The sequence below is a fragment of the Alistipes sp. An54 genome, from assembly GCF_002159375.1.
In the GTDB taxonomy this organism is placed as follows: domain Bacteria; phylum Bacteroidota; class Bacteroidia; order Bacteroidales; family Rikenellaceae; genus Alistipes; species Alistipes megaguti.
In genome coordinates this window covers 18,841-41,695 of sequence record NZ_NFIA01000004.1, presented here as the reverse complement: position 1 = coordinate 41,695, position 22,855 = coordinate 18,841, and the positions used below count along the sequence as shown (strand labels likewise).

The following is a 22,855-nucleotide window of genomic DNA, read 5'->3' as shown; positions in this document are numbered from 1 at the left end:
CTGAATTTTCAATGAGTTGCAGGTTGATACGCCTCAAGCGTCAGAATGATCTTGCTGCGGTCAGAGGTATTGGACTGGAGAATCTCCGTGGCCAGTTCGGGATCATCGGCCACATAGGCGGCTACCGATTCGCGGAAGCGGTCCTTGCCCCGGCGGCTGGCCGATCCGGCGTCATAGAACTCCTCTTCGCCCGCCTTGCGCAGGTAGTAGGCCGTGCGCGAACGGCTCAGATAGCGATACTTGATCAGCACCTCGATGCCGCCGTTCGAATCGACGCCGTATCCCTTCTGGGCGAAGATGCCGACGCAGATATGCGGCGTCTCGAAATAGACCCACAGCCAGCCGACTTTTCCTGCGGGGATAAACTTCTGTGGATGTTCAGGTGCCGTGGCGTGCCAGCAGACGATCGAGTCGATCTCCTCGTAACGGTAGACCTCCTTGCTCTTGTCCTTGTAGAAAGCCCGGCGCAGCAGTTTGACGTCCTGCGCGTGTTTGGGGAGTTCGATGCGGTCTTTTTCGCCGCATTCGATTATGCGCCCGTTCTTGAGGTAGATGCGCCCCTGAACGGTCGAGGCAGCGTGTGCCCCGGAGACGGCCAGGACGCACAGCAGCATCAGCAGTGTGATACGAAAGATTCGTGAATGCATGTTGAGGAGATTTGGTGGGTTCAGAATATTATAGTATAATTCACTAATTTACAGTGGCTTGATGTACGGTTTTCTTGTCCGGTCACAAATCAGTCACAAATCACTGCTGTTATTTGACAGGGGTTTGTCTGCATTAGACTCGATGTAAAATTATATTATTTTTCTTAAATGTGCAATTTAATTTGTGACTTACGAATATGTTTATTCCAGCGTGATTTTCCCAAATCTTAATTCTGTTTTCAGCATTTCATATACATAGGCCGAACTGTAAATATTTGTTAAAGAACATATTGTCCAAGTTTTAGCATGATTTTATCTTTGCCAATAGATCGGAAGAATAAAAAGCCAGTCGAGCAGGATTCATGGACAATAAGAACGACCGTCTATATTTCAGGGGCGGACGTTTTTTCCTAAACAGAGGTAATGTTTCCGATTTAAATCCTTGTTTTCTGATCGAAGAGTACTCCAGACCAGTTGGTAGCTATTGGTAGAGTGAGATGGGTGGATGACAAAAACGCCCTCAAAACTTGGTTTCGAAGGCGTTTGGCAATCAGAACAGGGGACAGTCACTCGGGGACGTAGATGATCTCGCCGTTTTCCAGCTCGTAGGCCACGCCGACCTTGCGGCCGCGCTTGCCGCTCTGCGACTCCTGATCCTCCGAAGGGGTGTAGCGGTTGATCTTTTCGCCCTCCTTGGTGATGATCTCCATGTTCTCCTTGCCGGGATTCTTCACCACCGTGAAATCCTCCCGGCTGAATACCTCGGTCATGTTGTAACGGCTCACCAAAGCCACCATCAGCGCCACGGCAAAGACCATCGCCACGTCGAACAGGTTACTCACGACGCTCATCGGGTCGCTCTCCTCGTCGTGTTTCAGTAAATTGCGTCTCATCGCTTCCCGGTTTGGGCATTCAACAACTCCGCTACGAACTCCAGGTTGGACAGATCCTTCAGGTACCAGCGTTGCTTGACCTGCTGGGTGATGAAGCCGATGGCCGCGGCGAACAGCCCCACGACGGTCGTGGCAAAGGCCACCTGCATGTTGTAGGCCATCGAGGCGATGTCGCCCGTCGAGAGCCCCACCAACGCCGGGCCCATCGGGATGAGCGTACCCATCAGCCCGAGCATGGGGCCCATCTTCGAGAGCGTCTTTGAGGTGGCGAGGTCGCGGTCGGCTTCGATCTCGAAATCGGCAAGCAGCCGTTGGCGAAGAGGGGCATTGTCGCGGGCCTCAAGCAGGCGGTTCAGGTAGACCACGAGCAGTGACGGATTCTTTTTGGGAAGACGCTCGGCAAGCGTGGCGACCGTCTGCGGAGTGAGCCCATCCAGTTCGCGTCCGATGAGTGAGGCCGTACGGCGGATGGCAAGATACTGTCCGAAGAAGCTGCCGATCAGCAGCAGCGAGCGCCCGAAGAAAAAGATCAGCAGAACGATGTCCGGAACGAGCAGACCGGTCGAGATCCAATAGAGAATGTCGGAAATGTAATTCATGGTTTTATTTCTGTTTTTTGTTCATACGTTTCTGTTTGATGCGGAAAACCGCCACGCCAAGCAGCAAGCCGGCAGCGACAAAGGCCATCACTCCACCCAGAGACGGCCAGTCGACAGAGGTGATACCGGCAACGGCCGTGCGGCCGTTGACCGTGGCGATAATTCCCAGAATGGCAATCAGTGCATTGGTGAGGAAAAGCAGTTCAAGGCGGATCTCCTTTTCGGGCAGAAGGTGCTTCAACGCCCAACGCCCCAGAGGAATCGCTGCTGCCACAATTGCGGCCAGCGACCAGGCCGTCAGCGGGAAAGAGGTGCCGGGCAGGGCAAAGATGGCGGCGACCAGCAGGCTGAACAGCACCGGGAAGACGAGCAGTCCCGGAAACCAGCGCAGCAGGCGGTAGATCCAAACGACGGAGGGTTTTACGCGCCCTGCCGTGTGGATGTGCGCCGCAACGACGCAGAAGGTCATCTGCAAGGCGACTTCCAGTGTAAGGAGGACCGCCATGTCGAGCATCAGCGCGGAGTCGGCGAGCCAGTCCGCGATCTGGTTTTTCGACTGCTCGATGGCCCATGGCCACGCCAGCCCGACGAACAGGGCACAGACTACGGTCGAAAGAGCCACAAAGAAGGGCTTGCGGAAGGTCTGCTTCACGAGGTAGTTGAAGCAGACCACGATCATCATGACCAGTACGACGGTTTCCATCAGGCCTCCATCTTTTTGCGCCGGCGGCGAACGACAAGGACCAGCACCGCGATAATGCCGATTACCAGCACGGCGACAACCGTGTTGCTGACCAGCGTAGTCGTGCGGTCAGAGGAGGTGGCAAGCTCCTCGCGTTTGAGCACCGTACCGCCCTTCGTGTCGAGCGAAGCCTCGCGCACCCCGCGGATCTGCCGCTGGTAGTTGCGGGCAGCTTCGGGCGTACTCTTCGAGGCGATGAAGCCGCGCAGTTTGGCGTTGTCGCAGACGAATCCCGAGCAGGAGGGGCCGTGTGTGCCGACCAGCTCGGTGTGGAGGGCGGCAAGCGACGCGAGCTGCTCGTCCGAGGCCTGCCACATCCCCTTGCGGGCCGTTTCGAGCATCACGGCCGAGATCTCCTCCAGTGCCGCGGGGTTCTGTCGCTCGAAATAGCCGCGGAGGCCCATGCCGAACTTGTCCTGCACGTAGACCCGGTAGATCTCGTCCCAGAGCTCGTTGTCCACCACGTCGGGCTTCATGACGTTCCAGCCGTAGGTGTTCTGCACCACCGCGGCAAAGCCCGCGGCGGCACTCGCCCCGCCCTGTATCTTCTCGCGGATGTAGTTCGGGTTGAAGATCGTCGTGCGGCTCTCCACGCCAATCGCCTCCTTGAGCTCCTGCATCCGCACACGGTTCCGGTTGCGGTAGTCGCTCAGGTAGGCGTCGGGTTCCCGACCCGTGACGTTGCGCACGGCGAGGTTCATGCCGCCCATGAATTCGTAGACGTGGTCGAGGCTCAGCGCTCCCCACGTATTGCTCTGGCGGGGTTGCACGACAGCATCCGTGTTGGTCAGCGCCGCTTCGAGGGCATATTGCTGCACCTGCTCCCAAGCCTGCTCGCTGCCGTAGTAGGCGCCCATGTTCTGCAGGTAAACCGCTGCGATCTCCGAAGCGTTCTCCCAACGATCGCCGCTCTGCACCATGCCGGTAATGCCCGTGCCGTAGTTGCCGTTGACGCCGCCGAAGACCCGATGGGTCGAGATTTCGCGCGCCTCTCGCGGCGAAAGCCCCTTGTTGATAAGCGTCTGCTCGGCATCGACGACGCCCCGGGCCACGAAATTCTCATAGCTGTCGTCCTTCGCTGCGGCAGCCATCTCGACGGCCCGCGAGATGAGGAACAGTCGCGATGCCGCCAGATCGCGCAGTTGTCCACTGGTTTGCACCACGACGTCGATACGCGGACGCCCCAGCTCCTCGGAGGGGATGAGCCGCAGGTCGCTCACCCGGCCGAAAACATCACGGACGGGCTCGACGCCCAACATGTAGAGCACCTGCGCGAGCGTTGCCCCCTCGGTCTCGATGAACTCACCGCTCCAGAGCGTGTAGCTCACCTTGCGGGGCAGTGAGTCGTGGTGGCGTTCACGGTACATGCGGATCGTCTCGTCGGCCAGCTCGCGGCCGCGCTCCCATGCCTGTTCGCTCGGCGTTGCCTCGGCGTTCACGGCGTAGAGGTTACGGCCTGTGGGCAGCGTGTTGGGGTTGGCAATCGGATCGCCACCCGGCGAGGGGGCCGTATAACCGCCGTTCAGGGCGTTGGTGAGTGATGAAAGCTCCACCTCGGGGCTCTCTTCAAGCGCACGGCGGTAGTTGCCGACGTTGCGGATCGTGCGTTCGAGCTCGGTCACCACCCGGGCAAATTCGCGATCCTCTTTCGAATACTCTTTTCCAAGACCCGTCATGGCAGCTGTCGTTTCGGTCGGCATGGCTGCGGGCTTCTCCTCTGCCTGTCCGGTGTTTGCAGGTCGTTTGCCGGTCTTCGGAATCCACGAGGGGTGTTTCGATGCTCCCTTGCCCGACTTGGGAATGCCGGCCGGATGCTGCATCTGTGCTCCCGAAGAGGCCATCACCATCATCCGAGCCATCATCTCCTGCGGGGCGGAGAGCAACTGCTGGATTTCGCGGGCCTTCTCCAACTCCGCGGCCGAGATGCCGCCCGTCGCACAGATAAAGGCATCGGTCGGCTGTTGCGCTCCGCTCAAAAGGCGTCCGACCAGTTCGCGGGCCGGTTCGAGGTAGCGGCGCGTGAAGAGCGTGCGGTGTTTTTCGAGATCGGCAGAGGCCCGGCCCCGGAACTTGTCCAGCGCCAGCAGCGAATAGGCGATCGGCTCGGTGGACATGGCCAGGAGGCTGCTGCGGATGCGTTCCGGCGAATAGGGTCGGCCCATCGTATAGAGTTCCCCGGTGATCTTCTCCGCGGCCAACTCCTCGGCAAAGGACTCGATGCGGGCGATCTCCGCCTCGGTATAGGGTTCAGTCAGCAGCGAGTCGAGCCGCAGCTCGCGGTGGATGCCCAGTTCGACGGTCAGCCGCTTGACGCGCAGCGCCGCGACCCGTGTGTCGGGCTGTCCGTCGGCGTAGAGCAGGTCGTTGTATGTTTGGATCGCCGTGTTCAGGTCGCGGTAGATGCCACGCACGCCGCTCTCCATGAAGGGAGGAGTCAGATACGATTGCAGAGTGGCATAGGCGCGGCGTTTGGCAATGATGCCCTCGCCGACGTTGCCGATCGAGTAGATGTAGAGGTGCGGTGTGGCTCCAACCAGCGCGTCGGGCCAGTCGCTGCCGCTCAGGGCCACCTGTTTGCGGGGCGTGAACTCCAGACTGCCGTGTGTACCGAAGTGGATGATGGCATCAGCGCGGAAAGCGTAGCGGGCCCAGAGGTACGAGGCAATGTAGGCGTGGGGCGGCGCGGCATCGGTGCCGTGGACGATGGCGAAGTCGTCGTCACCTGCTCCGGCCGTCAGCTGCGGCAGCAGCACGATGTTGCCCAACTCGATGCGCGGCAGCGCCAGCCGTCCGGCGTCATCGGACAGATAGCTGCCCGGGAATTCGCCGTCGAGAGTCCGCACCTCCTCCATCTGTTCCGCCGGTACGGCATCGGAGGTCCACGCAGCATACTCCTCGGAGGTGATGAGCGCCGGTTTGCCGTTTTTCAGAAATTCGGCTTTGGCACCGTGGGCATAGGCGTTGAAAACGGCTCCCTGCTGCTGGATGAGAGCCGCCAGCCCTTCCGGCGTCGCGGGGAGATGCTCCACGCGGTAACCCTCGCCGCGGAGCCGTACGAGCAGGTTGTAGAGCGACGGAATGACCTCCATACCCGAGGCCGTCAGGGTATTCTGCCCCGGACCCTTGTAGTAGTAGATCGCTATGCGCTTCTCACTGTTGGGTATGCGTTGCAGGACAATATGGCGGTTCACCGTCTCGACGAAGCGTTCCAGCCGCTCGGGGATGGCATGAACCTGCTGGATTCCCTCGCCGTCGAGGCGGTGTCCGAACAACACCTGGGAGCGGATCGCTCCGTCGATCTCGGGCATCACGACGCTCTGCGACAGGAAACCGCCGTTCATGCCCATCTTGTCGGCCTCCCATTCGTCGACCGGCCGGTTGACGTTGAGCGGTGAGAAGAGCGGAATGTTCCGGCGCGTCAGGTACTCCACGACAGCATCGCCCAGGCGTCCGTGGGCCATGTTGATGACGGCCGACGGACGGATCGAGTCGGCCTGCCCGTTCCGGATCGCCGCCGGCAGGTTACGAAGAGGATAGACCGTGTTGCCGGTCTCCTCCAGCTGGGCAATCAGTTCGGTCGGCTCGCCCATCTGTCCCGTCACAATCACCCGCGGGGCATCCGGTTTCAGCAGACCGTGCCGCGACAGGAAGGTTTCGTAAGTCTCCACGCTGTCAAAATCCAGCTCCTCCGCCTCGGGATCCGAAGGGTCGGCATGGTAGAACTGTTTCAGGTCGCGCACCATGGGCGGTTCGGGCTCATCCGTATCAAACCGCTTGCCGTCGACCGTACGGCGAAGGGTGACGAGCAGGTTGCGGTAGTTCTTCCGGCCGCCGCCGTTGAGGTAGCCCTTGACGGCCGCCAGCGTCGCGGAGTCCGCCGAAACGATCTCGTTGGCGGGGTTGGTCGCCATGGTCGTGATAACGGTAAGCCCCCGGTCGGCGGCATGCTGTAGCGCGGCCCGCTCTTCGGCCGTGATGCGGAGGCCCATGCCGTTCATCAGCACCACGTCATAACGCCCCAATCGGCCGAACTCCGACGGATCGACCGAGGCAAGACGGATCCGCGCATGGTCATTGGCCCGGGCGATCTGGCCGAGCGTCGTAGCCTGGTAATTTACAAAAGCGATGCGTGTGGCCGAGAACCAGCGATTCCAGACCATCATGCCCGTTACGACGGCAAGCAGGAGCACGCTTGCCCAGATCATTGGTATCTTCTGTTTCATTTTTTATTTGCTCTTGAAAAATTGTTCGAGATTCAGCGAAAGGCCCACCGAACAGGTCGTACCGATGGTCGTGGGCGAATTGCTGTAATAGTAGTCGGGCCGGTAGTTGAAGAGGTTGTCGACGGCCAGCGTGAAGTCCATCCCACGCCACAGACGTTGCGTAAGGCTCAATTTCCAGATCGTATAGCCCGGATAGGTCTGCCGCACGGTCTCCTCGTAGGAGGTCAGTTTGGTATAGACGTCGCATGTGACGGCAGACAGCCAGCGTCCCGACAGCGACACGTTCAGACCGTAGTTCTTCCACTGCTTGTCATACGCCAGGCGCGCCGTGGCCGCATGGGGACGGGTCGAGGAGAGGAGGGGCTGTCCCCGCTCGATCATCTCGTGCGTGTAGGCATACGACACGCGCCACGAGATGCCGCACGCATATCGTCCCGACGCATTGGCCTCGGCTCCGGCCACCTGCAGAGGCGACATGTTCGTGTAGACCTGTCCGTCACGTTCCTGGTTCCAGACCGTGGTGATGCGGTTGTCCACCAGATTGTAGAATCCCGTTACGGTGAAATTGTGCTGCCCGGCCATGTATTCGGCCGAGAGCGAGAAGTTGTGGCTTGTCTCGGCTTTCAGTTCCGGATTTCCGTAGATCATGAAGATGTTGCCCATGTAAAAGTCCATGTACATCTCCTTGAGGGTCGGGGCGCGGAATCCGCCTGCGTATGATGCCCGAAGCGAGCAGTTTGCAACCTTATACATCACGCCGAGTATCGGAGAAAGGTGCGAAAGATTTGCCGCCGAAAAATGGTCGAAACGCAGGCCCGCAATGAGGTTGAATCTCCGGTGCGGGTTCCAGTCGAACTGTGCGAAGGCATCGGCCGTATGCTGCGTATGGCTGCCGTTGTCCGTAAACTGGTAGGACATCAGGTAGTCACGCATGTAGTCGCCGCCGACGGTAAGGATGTGCTTCCCGGAGAACGTATGGTTGTAGAGCGTACGCAGGGTGTGCTGCACGTTGCTGTAGTCGCGCACGTCACGCGACGTGGGGACCAGATAGTCGCTCTTGTCGTACTGGTCGAAGGCATAGGAGAGTTCCAGATCATCGGACTGCGAAATCGCCCAGTTGCCCTTCAGTCCGCCCGAGAAGCTGCGGTAACGGTCCTTGATGCTCTCCGAAGCGTCGCGCTCGCGGTAAAAGTAACCTGCCCGGGCCGTGAATTTCAAACCTTCGGCCGCCGTGAATACGAGCCGCTCCTTGATGTTGAGCGACGAATTGCCGAATATGGTGCTGTAATCGCCGACCTCTGCGTTGTCAGTCCCCTTCGAGAGGTCGATGGCGTCGATCGAAGTGTACTGCACGTTGGTCATCGAGTTGAACCGGCCCTGATTGAGCCCGATTGATCCACCGTAACGCTGCTCGTTGTGGGCACCGTAACGGCCGTTCAGGTTGACCGACCACGGCTCCCGCGATTCGCGGCTGATGATGTTCACCACGCCGCCGATGGCATTCGACCCGTAGAGCGACGAAACGGCCCCCTTGACGATCTCGATGCGCCCGACGTTGTCCATGTTCAGACGGCTGTAATCGACGTTGTCGAGCGTTTCGCCCGCCAGGCGCTCACCGTCGACGAGGAAGAGCACCGAATTGCCGCCGAATCCCGACATGTTGAGCGCAACCTGCTGGTTCATCGAATAGGAGAACTCGATGCCCGGCAGTTCGCTTTGCAGCAGATCGCCGACATGCGTCGCATCGACCTGTTTGATATCGGCCTCGGAGATGACTCGGGTGACAATCGGCACATCCTTCAACAGTTTCGGGGTACGGGTGGCCGTCACCACCACCTGATCCATCATCGTGGAGCGCTCCGCAAGCCGGAAATTCAAGGACCCGGTCTGGCCGGCAGCGATCTTTTCGCCGGCCGGTTCGTACCCGACAAACGAGGCGCAAAGCGTATACGTCTCTTTGTCCGGAAGTGCAATTTCATAACGACCCTCCGTGTCGGTCACGGCACCGAGTGACGGCAATTCCTTTACGGTAACGGCCGCTCCGGTGAGCGGTCTGCCTGCCATGTCCGAAACGGTGCCGGATATCTTGCATTGCGCCTGCGTGTGCAGCGCAAACAGCAACCCCAAAAGAGACAGTACCAGCAGTTTCATCATTATTCAACGGGATAGAGGTAGTCAATGGTCATGTAACCCTTTACGGCAGCATCGTTCATGAAGTTTGCGAGGCGCAGGGCCGCAAAGGTGCCGTCCTTCAGACGAAGCAGATAGATCGTCCCCGAGAGGGTGTAGATCGGCGGCATGGTCGAGGTATCGACATCGAGCCAGCGCGAAAGGCACGGGTTCCAGTAGTCCTCGGCGTAGAGAATGATGCCGTCCATCATCTGCGACATGTCGACCGTAATGCGGTCGGTGGTCCATTCATCGGCCGTCCACTGCTCCCCGGAAACCGATTCCGGAACGGTAAGCGCATCGAAAGACCCCGCCTGGCTTTCCAAAACGGTGCCGCCGTTGGTCTTCGTGTCGTATCGGTGTACGGCAAAATCCCATGTTTCGGGAGCCGCGTCACCCACCCGTGTCGTTGTCAGCTGTTTGTCGTGCAGATCGACATAATGCCATTCGGTGTAATCCGTGGCGTCGATATGGATCCGTCCCGTACGGGCTTCTTCGTCGATGAGGATAAACCCGTATTCGTTGCCGGTCTCGGATGTGGGCATATCATAAATACCCTCGAAGATGCCGTTGCAGGCCGGGAGCGACAACAGCAGTGTCGCTCCCGACAAGAACACTCCAGTCTGTTTGCAGTTCATGGCCAATCTCGCTTTTTCGCAGAGTTACTCTTCCGTGGCCGGAGCCGTTCCCGGCAGCAGCGTGATGGTCAGTCCGCCCATGACGGCCGGTACGTTGAACGCGATCGAGAAGTCGTCCCTGGCGGCATTGCTCCGGCCGCTGAGCGTGAAGTCGTAGTTGCTTGTCGAACCACCCATTCCCATGGCTACGCTGCCGCTGCCCGTAAAGACGTACTCTTCGCCCTCTTTGGTCGCAGTGGCCGACGCAACGGTAAAGGTTCCCCACGAGGCGGACTCGAAGACGATCTTCAGGGTCCCATCGCCGTTGGCCGTCAGCGTCACACTCTCGTTGTCGGTGTAGGTATTCTGGAAGTAGGAGCAGTCGGCATCCGTATAGCCTTCGTACGTGCCGGCCAGTAGCAGGTCGGCCGGAGCATCGCCCGTTTGAAAGGTAAGGGTCATACCGCCCATGACGGACGGAATCGAGAACTCCATCCGGGCATCGGTCTGTGACTTGATCCCGGCCGTGAAGGTGCAGTCGTATGCCGAGGTGCTTCCACCCATGCCCATCTGCGTCTGCCCGTTGCCCGAAAGGGAGCAGACGTCTCCGCTTACACTCGCCTGTGCATCGGTGATGGTGAATGTACCCCACGTGGCGGAGGTGAACGATACGGAGGCGGTGCCGTCCGTATTTTCCGTGATTACGACCGTCTCGTCCGCCGAGATCATGTCCTGGAAATAGTTGCAACTGGCCAGCGTATAGCCGTTGTAGCGGCCGGCAAAATCGACCGTTTCCGAACCGTTTTCATCCTTGTCACACGCCATCATAAGGACTGCGGCGGATAACATCATAAGTACTGTTTTGATTTTCATATCGTTTGATACTTTTGTTTTCGGGGCAAAATTACTGGAGTTGCCATGGTCGGGCAATACCTACTTTTTATGATTTATTACGGTCTGTTCCTGATGCGTATTAGGTATTGTTTGAACCATGTGTTTTGGTGGAGAGCTTTTTCAAACAGTCAATTGAATGATCCTGTTGACAAGATGATCACATTAAGATTATTTACCTTGTTGTGTGTTGACCATGCGGGCAAAGATTCCATTTTGCTGCAGTAAATCTTCGGGAGACCCGGATTCCGCAATATGACCGTTGTCCATAACCACAATCCGGTTGGCATGTATTACGGTCCGCATGCGGTGAGCAATAACCAGTACGGTCTTGTTGCGAATTAACTCAGATATTCCCGCTTGAATTTTCGTTTCATTCTCCGCATCGAGCGAGGCCGTAGCCTCATCCAACAGCACAATGGGAGCATCTTTGAGTAAAGCCCGGGCGATTGATATGCGTTGTCGTTCTCCGCCGGAGAGCGTTTCTCCATTTTCACCGATCACCGTATCGTAACCTTGCGGCATTCGTCGGACGAATTCGTCGCAGCAGGCCAGACGTGCAGCCCGCAGGATTTCTTCTTCCGAAGCGTCCTGTCTGCCGATGCGGATATTGTCTCGAATCGAAGCATTGAACAACACGACATCCTGAAAAACGACCGAGTAGTTCTTCAGCAGGGTTTCAGGGTCGATCCCGCTTATGTTCTCTCCTCCCAGGCGGATTGTGCCGTGCTGAATATCCCAGAAACGGGCGGCGAGTTTGGCTGCGGTGCTCTTGCCTCCGCCCGAAGGTCCGACCAATGCCGTGATCTCTCCCTGGCGGGCCGTGAACGACACTTGCTTCAAGATCGGTTTCCCCGATTCGTAGGAAAAGTCCACGTCGTCGAATTCGATATCAAAATTCTTCGGGTCAAAGTCTGTCCGTCCCTGCTGTATGGGCATCGCTTCCATCTCGTTCATGCGGTCGATACGCACATCGAGGTAAAAGAGCGCTGCCAGATTGTTTAACACCTCATTGACCGGAGCATAGACTCGGAATCCTACGACCAGAAAGAGAAGGTAGGTAAGCAAATCCGTCTCTTGAGCCCCAAGCAGTCCGGCCCCAACCAGGATGACACTCGCAGAGCCGAGCTTCAGAAGGCTCTGTGCCCCATTTACCAAAACTCCGATCAACAACTCACCGCGGGTCTGAACCCGCTCATGCGTATCGATCCGTTCGTTGAGTTCCCGCAAAAATTCCGCTTCACGATTGCAGGCCTTGATTTCACAGATTGCATCCAGTCCCTCTTGAATCCGTTCGCTGACATCCCGCCGGGTGAAGTAGGCTTTGCGATTGTTCCGGTGTAGAACCCGTTTTGCCAGCAGGACGATAGCCAGTGCTACGGGGACTACCCAGAAGAGCGCCAGGGACAATCGCCAGTCATAAACAGACATGCCGGCGGCAACAAGCACCAGGCAAATCAACGAGGCGATAAGCTGCGGCACTGCATGGGAAAAAGTGTGTTCAAGATCGGTACAGTCGTCCATGATTGTGGCTGTCAGATCGGAAAGATCTTTCTCGCCGAAAAAGGCCAGTGGCAGTTTACGCAGTTTCTCGGCCAGCGAGATTCGCCGGATGGCGCTCTCTGCATAGACACTCGTATAGGTGCTCCGATACTGCCGCAGGGCCACAAGATACATGACCGCCAGAAACGAAAGGCCCAGTGCGACATAATACCATAGCCCCAGCAGCGGCGAACTCCCCGGGGTGAGAACAGGTCGCAGATAATCTCTGAGGAAGACAAACAGGTAGACCGCCGGCAGCATCAGGGCGAGATCCATTCCTGTCGTCCAGCAAATTCCCCTGCACAGATCTTTGGCGCCCTGTTTCGAAAGGGCGAAGCGGTGTTGAATGATTCCGAACATATGTCAATTCTTTTTAAGGGTCCATTCGGTGGATTGCTGGTATTCCTTCCACATCCGCCGGTAAATTCCGTTTTCGGACAGCAGTTTCTCATGTGTCCCCTGTTCGACCAGACGCCCCCGATCCATCACAAGAATACGGTCTGCATCCGTAATACTTGACAAACGATGGGCAATCATCAGTACCGTTTTTCCATGCATCAGATTACGCAAGGCCGACTGGATCAGGTGTTCGTTCTCGGGATCGGAGAAGGCCGTTGCCTCGTCCAAAAGCACAATGGGGGCATCTTTAAGCAGGGCCCGGGCGAGAGCTATCCGTTGTTGTTCACCTCCGGAGAGAAAGGTGCCGTTCACGCCAATCTCGGTCCTCAACCCATTCGGCAGCCGTTCGATAATCTCCCGGCAGCACGCCGCGTCAGCGGCCTGCATCACCTCGTCGATCGAGGCATCCGGATGTCCGTAGCGGATATTCTCGAGCAGGGTGGCCTTGAACATCCGTGGGCGCTGAAAGACGAAGGAAATTCGCTGCATCAGCTCTGCTGGGGGAATCTCCCGGACATCCACCCCGCCAATCGAGATGCGACCCGCATCCACATCCCAGAATCGTGGTACGAGCCGGGCGAGCGTCGTCTTCCCGCTTCCCGAGGCTCCGACCAAAGCGACGGTCTCTCCTTCCCGGATTCTGAAACTGACGCCATCGACGGCTCTTTGTCGGGCCCCCGGATAGGTAAAAGTGACCCTGTCAAAGTCAATATCGAAATACTGTGGTGATTGGACCGCTTCGGGAACCGGCAATCCGGCGACAGCCGTCAGTTCGTCGAGGCGGGCAATGGCTTCGGAGGCCTGGCCTACCGCTTGGCTCAGATACATGCTTCTCATGATGCATTGCGAGAAGAGTGGAGTCACGAGGACAAAAAGGAAGAAGTCGAGTAAAATATCCATATACTCCCCGGTCCGGCCGATAAGCAGAATCGCCACCGGGGCCAATATGTAGACGAAACTGTTGATAAGGACCGTATACGCTGACATGGGATGCTCCCAGGCCTGCGTATATCGGGTGACCATCTCCTTGTAGCACAGGATGCTCCGGTGAAAATTCTTGAATGAAAAGAGGGTCTGTTGGAATACCTTCACCACGGGGATGCCTCGTACATATTCTACGGCTTCGGTGTTCATTTCTTCCAATGCATTCATGTATTCCCGCATGAAATCTTGCGATTTGCCGCCTATCATGACCGCCATCAATCCGCCTGCGAAGAGCATCGGGACCAGACTGGCCGCTCCGAGTCGCCAATCAAAAAAGAAAATCAATCCGAGAGCCGCGACCGGCACCAATACGGTTGCTGCCAGGTCGGGCATCTGATGAGCCAGGAAACTATGCGTGATGCTCGCATTGTCGTCAATGATCTTGCGGATGCGGCCGCTGGTAGTCGAGTCAAAGAATCCAAGCGGCATGCCGACGATACGGCGCATGGCCTCTTTGCGCAGGTTTGATTCCACCCGGAAGGCTGCCAAATGTGAAGACATCAATGCTGCAAAATAAAGGACTATGCCGACAACGGATGTCCCGACAGCCCACCATGCGAAGGCGGAGATTCGCTCCATATCAGTCGGCATGCCGCCGCTGATTAACAGGTCTCTAACAATCAACCAAATCAGTGCATATGGAATTATTCCTGTCAATGCGCTCAATCCAGAGAGTATCATGGCAAGAGGCAGTAGCCCTCGGCGAGGCCCCATATAGTGCTGCAGTTTTCTCAGAATTTTCATGGATATCCGTATTTATCTTTCAGACAATCCTATTTGATTCTGTATCCCAGCATGGAGCTGAATCCGAAACAAAGCCGGGGCAGGCGTCCCAGAATCTGCCCGAACAGGAAGCCCCAGCGTGACCGGAAGAACTTCATGTAGTTGGCCTGTTCGATGAGTGCCAGCCGCGCATCCCAGCGCTCGGGCAGATGTCCGTCGCTGATTCCCGAACGGATTTCGGCCTTGTGCCCACGTAGCGAATCGGGCTTGATCCCGCGTCGGAACATGATCGTTCCGCAGACATCGAACCACAACTCGCTTCCCGGGAAACGGTCGGCAATGCGGTGCACGAACTCCTTGACCTGGTACTCGTAGAAATACATCAACACCCCTTCGGCGACAAAGATGAACTCCCCGTCGGGGAAGGCCGTTTTCAATGTATCCATCCAGTCCGTGTCCGTCAGCGAGGCGGAGATATAGCGATCATGCTCCGTTTCGGGAATCAGTTCCCGCCGCAGGCAAATAACTTCCGGCAGGTCAAGTTCGCGGAAAACCGCCTTCGGATTCTCCCCGAGCCGTTGGGCCCGCGTATCAAGTCCGCATCCTACATTGACGACAATCGGGTGGTCATGCCGATCGATGAACCGGCGGACCGCCCGATCGAAATACCATCCCCGCACCACGCAGCCCACCTCGCTCAATGGCGCTCCGTCGAAACGGCTGTAATCGTACCTGATACTTTGCATGAGGCGTTCAGCCTCACGATCACACAGGATCGCTGCATCGCCGCGACGGCTCTCCTTGGCCCGCATGTAAAGCGGGATCAGCAGGGTCTCGGCGACCACGTTCTTAAAATCATACGTTGGTTTCATACCTCTTCTGTTTTTTAGAGAACAATGTTCCGTTTTGTTCAAAAAAAGAGGAGAACTGTTAAGCTCTCCTCGGTTCGGTCAGGGCCATCCAACCCGCATATTCAAACTGGAAAAATTCCCGGAAAAACTCCCGGATCCTTGGCCGGTCCAGGCGGTGTGTAACAATCTCTCCCAATACGCTGACCGTCCAGGCCGCCATGATATGGATAAAAAACGGCGATACGGATTTTGTACGGTGAAAATACGTAATTTCCAGTTTCTGGTATTCGTGGCTGACGCGCGTGATGTGATCGGTCAAGGCGTCTCGGAAGCCGGATTCCGAAGAGCCGTCTGCTCCATAAAGCAGCAGCCAAATTTCCTCCCGACATGTCCAAACCAGATCAATATATTTTTCCACGACCTCCATGTCATGGCCGAAAGGGGCAATTCGGCTACAGGATACCCGTTCTTTGCTGTGTTGCTCGGCAATGAATGAAAACAGACGATTCCGGACTGGAGTGACAATCGCCCGGAAAATACGGTCTTTCCCTTCGAAATAGTTATATAAATTGCTGGTTCCTACTCCGGCCCTGCGAGCAATCGTCCGCATGGATGCATTTTTGTAACCATGAAGGAGAAATTCGCCTCGGGCTGCGTCAAGGATAGCCTTGTATGTTTTGTCTTTAAGCGGTCGCATATGGATGACCCATGTTTGATAATACAAAGAAAGCAGGTTGCCAAGAGATGTCAAATACCCATTTTTTAGGATTTTTGCTCTTAATGGAAGCAAGGCACAGCCGATTGGCAAGCGCTATGATGAGTGATAGCGTGAAAAAATAGTAGCTCTACGCAATGGCGGGTTGTTCTTTGCGCTGCATATCAAAGTTCAACAGGTGTGCGTCCCGGCTTGTAATGCTATTTCAGCTATCCAAATGAGGTGAGAGTCTATTCAACAGAAGAGTGAACGATGGAAAATTGTATGCGGGGCATGCCACTTCCTCATTGCAGAAAACGCAGTTAGCCGCTCTTTGTTTCGGATCAGTAGGTATTGGTCATCTCTTCGGGGACGCAGATGTAGAAATCCGCCCGTCCGTATTGCCCCTCGGAGAGCTTGTCGATCTCCGACTGCCGCACCGAGGCGATCGTGACCACCTGCGTGCCGGGTCGATAACGCTCCAGGTAGGCGATGATACCGTTGTGGAAGTCGGAGTGGAAGTTGCCGTTGAAGTGAAGAAATTGGCACCCCTCCTTCAAATTGCGGGCGATGAACCAGGCCATTGTGGCATCCTTCACGGCCTGAGCCTCGGCCAGCCGGCGTGTGTCGCTGCCGTGTCCGAGCATGGCCATCATGCCGAAGGTGGCCTGGCTCTGTGCTTCGTCATATTCGAAGGGTATGGGCAGCGGAGCTATGTAGCGTTTGGCCTCATCAGAGAGCGAATCGAGGATGCCGAGACCGTGGTTGCGAACACTGTTGGCGTAGCGCCGCGGAACGTTCGTAGCCACGAACGGAATGCCATGCTCCTTGGCAAAAAAGACGATCGGATGATAATCCGTTTCGTAGTTGTCCCACAACCGGGCCTCTGCACCGAAGCGGTCTGGCGAGATGAGTCGTTGCATATATTCATCGAGTATCAGCTGGATGTCACTTTCCAACATTTCGGCGCCTATAACCAAACTATTGCCGTGGCGTTCGTGGAGCGCCTGGGCGATCTTCAGCTCGAGCCAGTGGGTGATCGGGCAGTTGTGCACCTCGCCGACGAAGACCGCATCATACGGGGTGAGCCGGTCGATCAGTTCGCCGAAGGTGATTTCGTGCCCCTCGCTGTCGTAGAGGGCATAGGCGCGCAGTTCGCCTCTGGCATGCCGGGCTTCGCCGGATTTCTCCTTCCGGGGGGCGGCCTCCGTTTCGGCTCCGGAACGGGGCGCAGGGCCGGCGGCCGTGCAGAGCGGCGCCAGCAGCAACAGGCTGCACAGCAGCCTAACGATCGGACGTGTCATCTTTCAGTTTTTCTTTGCTCAAATACAACAATACGTAATATTCCGGATCGATGAGTTGCGAAAAGGATTCTCGCAACTCTGCGGGGGTAATGGTTTCGAGAATCCGGTCGTACTCCTCGAAATCGGAAAGCGTCTCCCCATTCCGAATAATGCCCACCAGAACGTTTCGCCAGTTCGATGCGGCATCGTCGGTCAGCGCTTCTCGTTTGGCTATTCGGAAGGAACGTTTGAGATTTTCCAGCTCTTGAGCCGGAACATCCCGGATCTGCAGATCGGTGATGATCGTGCGCAGCAGCGTGTCTATGGCCGGCATGTTGCGGTTGTCGGCTGAAGCATTGATGTCGAAACAGAAACTGCGTGTTGGAATGCCTTCGTAGAAGAGAGCAATATAGGGTGAATAGACCAGCGACTCCCGCTCTCGAAGAATGGAGATTAACCGGTTGCGCAGAATGTCTCGCATGAGTTTGAGTTTCAAACTGCTGCGCAGTGATGGTTCGTAATATCCCGGATAGATGTAATCGAACAGGGTCTGGGTTTCGTTGTCGTTATCGAACCCTTCGACCGACCGTTGTCCCGGGAGATGGTGCTGCCGATATCCGAATTCGGGACCGTGGGCTTGAGCCGGGATCGGCGCAAATGTTGCGGCAAACTGGGTCAAAAGCGTATCGGGATCAAATTCTCCGGTAATTACCGCACAACTCCCTTCTGTCGGGGTGTAGAGTCGATGATAGAATGCCGCGATGCTGTCGAGATTGAGTCGATTGGCAATCTCCTTGTTCGGGAGTTTCGTGGCGTGACGCGGAATGGCCGATCCGGTGAGTTCGTCCATGCGTGCCGAAAGTTGACGGTCGGAGGCGCGTTGCAGCATACGGCTCAGCAGCGACTCCTCCTCCTTCTCCTGAAGCATTTCCTGGCGGAGCTCCTCGAATTCGTCGTATCTGAGTTCCGGATCGAAGATCTTTTCCCGAATCAAGTTAAAGAAAACAGGAGCCGTTTGAGCCGGAGTCGTACCGATGAAACCGTGCCAATGGTTCTCCAGAGTCATCGACAATGCGATATCGTTGCGATAGAGGTATTCCGAGAGCTTTTGCTGGTCGGCTTTGGCTATGCCGCCCATCTCCAGGTACCCGGCTGTCCCTTCGAGCAACGGGTATTGATCGTCGGGAATCGCGGATGTGCCATAGGGTGCGATCAGCGTGAACAGCACCTTGCCGCCTCCGGGTGTCGGACGCATGATGATTCGCATACCGTTCTGCAGAAAGGCCTCGCGAACGCCGAGACCGGGATATTCCCGGGTCGAGACGATCATGGACGACTCGAACGGAGGACGGACGGACAGGCAACGCGGAATTTCGACCGGAATCTCGGTTTCTCTGCTTTCCCGAGGCTCATAGACATAGCGCTCGCAAGGGGTTGCGGCGCCCCTGTGCCAGGCGTCATCGACCTCTTCGGATGTCAGGGGTGCCCCGAGTCCCGGATGGCTGTGGCAGGCGATTCGGGCTGCGGCGTCGTAACCCGACAGGCGCTGGCGGAGCATCTCCTGCAGCAGGGTTCCGGGCGTTGCCGCCATGGAGTCGATAATCCGACGGTAGAGGAGCGTGTCACGGATCATGCGGTCGCCGGCCAGGATATAATCCGCGAAGTCGTCGCACCAGGCCGAGGAGCTTTGCGGGGCATCGACCTCGAAGTGCGCCATCCGGTTGCAGCGGTGAGTACGGATATCGGCGAGCTCTGCCTCATCCCAGCCGACCGTTACCAAATCGTGCAGGGCCGAGGAGAGATGCGCAAGAGCGTCGAGCAGCTCTTCGCGCGAAGAACCAGCCGTTGTCACCGTGAAGTGGCTCTTGTCGCTCAGATACCACGTGTCGGAGATTGTCGTCCGGATTTCGCGGCCGCGCATCCGGGCCGAGAGGGCCTCGATGAGCAACTCCTCGCGGGCTTTGGCCACGGCGTCGTTCAGCGTTCGGACCGTGATGCTCCGGTGGGGGATCATCACCTCGAGTTGAGTGCGGTTGTAGAGCGAATCGCGGATCTCAAACACCCGGGTTCCCGGGGTGTATTCGAGCGGATAGACCTTGAAGTCGCGGGCCTTGCGGGGTGCGAGCGATGAGAATTGTTCGCGGATTTTTCCCTCCAGTTCCGACGTGTCGAAATCGCCCACGGCAACGATTGTTGCCAGTTCCGGCACATACCATTTCCGGTAGTAGTTCTCGAGTGTGGCCGGTGTGATGCGCCGGATGTCCTCGATCGTGCCGAGCGGCAATCGCCGGGCATGGATTCCCTCGCCGATCTTCAGGTCGTAGAAGTCGTCGCCGACGTCATACCCGCGCAGCTCCTCGAGGATGATACCCCGCTCGGTCTCAACTCGTCCGGGGCTGATCACCAGACCGTCCAGCCAGTCGCGCAGAATCAGCAGGGCACTGTCAATGACCCCCTTGCGTTGGGTGTCGGTCGGCACGGCGAAGAGGTAGATCGTCCGGTCCTGACTCGTGAAGGCGTTGATATCCACGCCGTACTTCATTCCGAGCGTTTCGAGGTAGCTTTGCAGCGACTTGTCGGGGAAGTGACGCGAACCGCCGAAGGCGACGTGCTCCAGAAAATGCGCACAACCCTTCTCCCGATCAAGCTCCTGGACCGATCCGGTCCTCAATACTAATCGGAATTCAATGCGCGAGGCCGGAAGGTCATTTTGGCGAAGGATGTAGTGTAACCCGTTGGGGAGCACCCCTTCGCAGGTCCCCCGGGGCAATGGCAGAGGCTCCGGTTGAGCTTGTAATAAAGCCGGGAACAGAGCTGCCAGCATGCCAACAGCCGAGTTCCGGATGATTCTCTGAATACGTTCGCCCATGATTGTTCGGGGTTAACGGTGTTCTTATTTCGTGTAGGTGACGTGTACGATTGTATAGTCGCCGGCGTAGTAGTGGTCCATGACGAACTGGAAGGTCATCTCGCCCTTCTCGAAGTCGATATGGCCCTTGCTCTCGATCCAGTTGCCGTTTTCGTAGCCGTCTTCGTCGACGCTGTAGGAGAAGAGATAGTAGCTGGGTTCGGCCGAGCCTCCCGAGATATAGGCATCCATCATTTCGGCATCTCCGGTCTCGAGAATTGCCTTTTGTCGATCCCAGGCCGAGAACGAATACTCAAACGGTACAACGGGCGAATAGACGGTCTCATAATCGGTCCCTTCGTAGGCTTTCGCCTCGCCGAGGATGTCGAGATCGGCTCCCGTAGCGGTGATATTCCGGCACTTGATGCCGTCGAGTTTGACGTTGAAGGTCTCGTTGCTGGTCGGCGTCCATTTGATGGTCTCCATCAGATATTGATTGCTCGGCGAGGCGTAATCCTCATCCGTGCTGTTCCAATATTCGTCATCGTCGATGGTATTCTGACGGAAGACCCGGTAGAGGTGTTCGGTCAGTCCCATCGGATTGTCAACCATCTTCAGTACGGGCTGCTCGGCCGTGGACTCCTCGCTGAGGGTGATGATCGTCTGACCCGGGATCTCCTCGGTCTTGGGGGTCGAGAAGTCGTTGGTCATGCCGTTGCCCGGGATGTTGAGGGTCGTCGTGCACTTCATCACGCCGAGGAATTCGTTGAGGTCGATGCCGAACTTTTCCTTGTAGCCATCGATCAGCGTTTTCTGCTCCTCGGTCAGTTCGGGAATGGCCGGGTTGGGGTTGACACGGATGCGCAGCGTCCCGGCAAGTTCCATGCCTGCGGGCAACTGGGCGGCATCGATGCCCACAGAGATGTAGATGCTCTCCGCAAGGAGGTTCTTGAGGTTTGAGATGACCTGGAATGACGCCGTTTTCGAACCTGCGGCGATCGTCACGGGGTTGCCCTCCAGACGGAGCAGCTCCTGCGTGTCATCCTCCAGACGGAAGGTCAGCGTCGTGGTCGTCTCGACCGACGACGTAAGGGACACCTCCACTTCGAGCGGCGTGGCATCCGACTCCGTGATGACGGCGTTGTTGTCGGCCGCCGTCAGATAGATCCTATTCGTACCGGAGTAACCGGTGGCTTTCTCTTCGTTGCAGGAGGTCATGGCGACGGCTGCCGTCAGCAGCACCCCGCCCCAAAAGCATACTTTTTTCATCTTTCTGCGTTTTTTTGATGGTGAATGTTCAGTTATCTGGTCCGATCCGGATTGGCTCATGCCGGATCAGTTCTCGATCTTGGGCCACCCCTCGTTCTGGGTGACGTTCTCGTTGTAGAAATACTCCTCCTGGGGGATGGGCAGCGTCCAGCGGTAGTCCGTGGCGTCGATGCGCTTGTCGCTGTTCCCCTGGCCCCAGTCGGCGAGCACCCCTTTGCGGTAGTGCTTCAGGTCGAACCAGCGCTCGCCCTCGCCGACGAACTCCTTTTGCTTCTCGGCGAGAACGGCCTGCAACAGGTCGTCACCCGTAAGCGCCTCGTCGAGCGGCCGGGCCTTGCGGCGTGTGAGGTATTCGTTGATCGCCGTGCGTGCCTCGCCGTCGTGGTTGCCCTGGAGGCAGTAGGCCTCGGCCAGTACGAAGCAGGCCGTCACGGTGCGCAGCTTGTGGATGCAGGAGATCTCCGTAGCGTCCCAGTTCATGCGGTTGTACTTGCCCAGGCAGCGCATCGTGATCGTCTCGCCCACGGTCTCGCCCGGAAGTTCCTTCGGATAGATACTCTCCTCTCCGCGCAGATCCCCCGTGTCGTAACTTGCCGCGAGCTCTTCGGAAACCTCCAGGAAATCGCCCTTTTCGGTGTCGTAACGCATGTCCAGATAGAACGGGACAGTCGTGTGACGCGAGAAGAGGCTCTCGGGACCGGCTCCACCGTTCCACAGCTGCCGGTAGTTCGTCTCCGTGAAAAGATCGTACCCGCTAGCCGTGGTCAGCACGAGATTGGCCCACTCGACCGCCTTTTCATACTGCCCGGCATAGAGCTCCAGCTCGGCAAGCAGGCACCGCACCCCTTGCTGGGAAATCCAATAGGCTGTTTCTGGACTGTTCTCCGTGGCTACGGCTTCAGTCAGCAGGGTGCGGATGTAGCCCACACAAGCGTCGATGCTCGAACGGGGCAGGAATTCCAACTCGAACTGCTCCTTGAGGATTACCCCGTCGCGGCTGCCGCCCTCGGAGATGTCCGGGGCAAAGAGGCGCAGCAGGTCGAAGTAACAGTAGGCCTTCAGAGCCTTGGCTTCGGCATTCACAGCCGCAAGGTCAGCCTGCTCGCTTTCGTTCTGCGGTGAGATCGCCACCGTGCGTTCGAGCACGGCATTGGCAATGGCAATCGATTCGTAGTAGCCCTGCCAGAGCGTGAGGGATAGATTCGTCATGGGCAATGTTTGCCATTTGTAGAGGTTGCCCAGGTCGCTGTTGCGCGAAATGAGCGAGGTGGTTTCGAAATCGTCGCTCAACACCGACAGCTCAAACTCCGGGTTGGGAAGTCGGTCGTAGGCCGAGGCCAACAACTCACGGGCCGTCGTCACGGAGGTGATGGCCGACGGGTCGGAGAGCTGGTTTTCATAGGGGATATCCAGCGTGCAGGCCGTGCTGCCCAGCATTGCAATCAGCCCCGAAAGTGCATATCTGATGATTTTTTGCATGG

General features: G+C 57.4%; 16 protein-coding genes. All 16 read right to left on the bottom strand.

The genetic code is table 11. From position 1 onward, the window contains the following. Positions 1 to 8: 8 nt before the first annotated feature. The 16 genes from B5G09_RS05095 to B5G09_RS05020 all read right to left on the bottom strand — a co-directional run bounded on the left by B5G09_RS05095 (position 9) and on the right by B5G09_RS05020 (position 22,853). Entirely contained in the window at positions 9 to 647 is a 639-nt protein-coding gene (locus B5G09_RS05095) for a hypothetical protein (protein WP_241147579.1), read from the bottom strand. Positions 648 to 1,213: 566 nt separating this feature from the next. Beyond that, on the bottom strand, positions 1,214 to 1,540 hold the full coding sequence (locus B5G09_RS05090) for a DUF2149 domain-containing protein (protein WP_087404318.1): 327 nt from the start codon (positions 1,538 to 1,540) through the stop codon (positions 1,214 to 1,216). After that, positions 1,537 to 2,139 (bottom strand): MotA/TolQ/ExbB proton channel family protein, encoded by a 603-nt coding sequence (locus B5G09_RS05085; protein WP_087404317.1) that lies wholly within the window; start codon positions 2,137 to 2,139, stop codon positions 1,537 to 1,539. Before B5G09_RS05085 ends, B5G09_RS05090 begins: the two co-directional genes overlap by 4 nt. A gap of 4 nt (positions 2,140 to 2,143) precedes the next feature. Further along, on the bottom strand, positions 2,144 to 2,842 hold the full coding sequence (locus B5G09_RS05080; protein WP_087404316.1) for a hypothetical protein: 699 nt from the start codon (positions 2,840 to 2,842) through the stop codon (positions 2,144 to 2,146). Beyond that, positions 2,842 to 7,104 (bottom strand): cobaltochelatase subunit CobN, encoded by a 4,263-nt coding sequence (locus tag B5G09_RS05075; protein ID WP_087404315.1) that lies wholly within the window; start codon positions 7,102 to 7,104, stop codon positions 2,842 to 2,844. Before B5G09_RS05075 ends, B5G09_RS05080 begins: the two co-directional genes overlap by 1 nt. Positions 7,105 to 7,107: 3 nt before the next feature. Then, entirely contained in the window at positions 7,108 to 9,258 is a 2,151-nt protein-coding gene (locus tag B5G09_RS05070; protein ID WP_087404314.1) for a TonB-dependent receptor, read from the bottom strand. Further along, positions 9,258 to 9,911: an HmuY family protein gene (locus tag B5G09_RS05065; protein WP_087404313.1), complete on the bottom strand. Its 654-nt coding sequence runs from the start codon at positions 9,909 to 9,911 to the stop codon at positions 9,258 to 9,260. Before B5G09_RS05065 ends, B5G09_RS05070 begins: the two co-directional genes overlap by 1 nt. A gap of 24 nt (positions 9,912 to 9,935) precedes the next feature. Continuing rightward, entirely contained in the window at positions 9,936 to 10,763 is an 828-nt protein-coding gene (locus tag B5G09_RS05060) for a calycin-like domain-containing protein (protein WP_087404312.1), read from the bottom strand. A gap of 189 nt (positions 10,764 to 10,952) precedes the next feature. Beyond that, positions 10,953 to 12,683 carry an ABC transporter ATP-binding protein gene (locus B5G09_RS05055; protein WP_087404311.1) on the bottom strand — a complete coding sequence of 577 codons (1,731 nt, stop codon included), beginning with the start codon at positions 12,681 to 12,683 and terminating at the stop codon, positions 10,953 to 10,955. A 3-nt stretch (positions 12,684 to 12,686) separates the two neighbouring features. Next, complete coding sequence (locus B5G09_RS05050) at positions 12,687 to 14,450, bottom strand: ABC transporter ATP-binding protein (protein WP_087404310.1); 1,764 nt, start codon at positions 14,448 to 14,450, stop codon at positions 12,687 to 12,689. A gap of 29 nt (positions 14,451 to 14,479) precedes the next feature. Next, positions 14,480 to 15,301, bottom strand: coding sequence for a class I SAM-dependent methyltransferase (locus B5G09_RS05045; RefSeq protein WP_087404309.1), 822 nt, complete (start codon positions 15,299 to 15,301; stop codon positions 14,480 to 14,482). Positions 15,302 to 15,359: 58 nt separating this feature from the next. After that, positions 15,360 to 16,031 carry a TetR/AcrR family transcriptional regulator gene (locus B5G09_RS05040; RefSeq protein ID WP_087404308.1) on the bottom strand — a complete coding sequence of 224 codons (672 nt, stop codon included), beginning with the start codon at positions 16,029 to 16,031 and terminating at the stop codon, positions 15,360 to 15,362. A 287-nt stretch (positions 16,032 to 16,318) separates the two neighbouring features. Further along, positions 16,319 to 17,278, bottom strand: coding sequence for a ChaN family lipoprotein (locus B5G09_RS05035; protein ID WP_087404307.1), 960 nt, complete (start codon positions 17,276 to 17,278; stop codon positions 16,319 to 16,321). Further along, positions 17,259 to 20,081 (bottom strand): M16 family metallopeptidase, encoded by a 2,823-nt coding sequence (locus tag B5G09_RS05030; protein WP_262481260.1) that lies wholly within the window; start codon positions 20,079 to 20,081, stop codon positions 17,259 to 17,261. The genes B5G09_RS05035 and B5G09_RS05030 overlap by 20 nt, the downstream gene beginning before the upstream one ends. A 69-nt stretch (positions 20,082 to 20,150) precedes the next feature. Continuing rightward, positions 20,151 to 21,374, bottom strand: a complete 1,224-nt coding sequence (locus B5G09_RS05025) for a DUF4929 family protein (protein ID WP_241147577.1) — start codon at positions 21,372 to 21,374, stop codon at positions 20,151 to 20,153. 66 nt (positions 21,375 to 21,440) lie between these two features. Continuing rightward, positions 21,441 to 22,853 (bottom strand): RagB/SusD family nutrient uptake outer membrane protein, encoded by a 1,413-nt coding sequence (locus B5G09_RS05020; protein ID WP_087404304.1) that lies wholly within the window; start codon positions 22,851 to 22,853, stop codon positions 21,441 to 21,443. Positions 22,854 to 22,855: the final 2 nt, after the last annotated feature.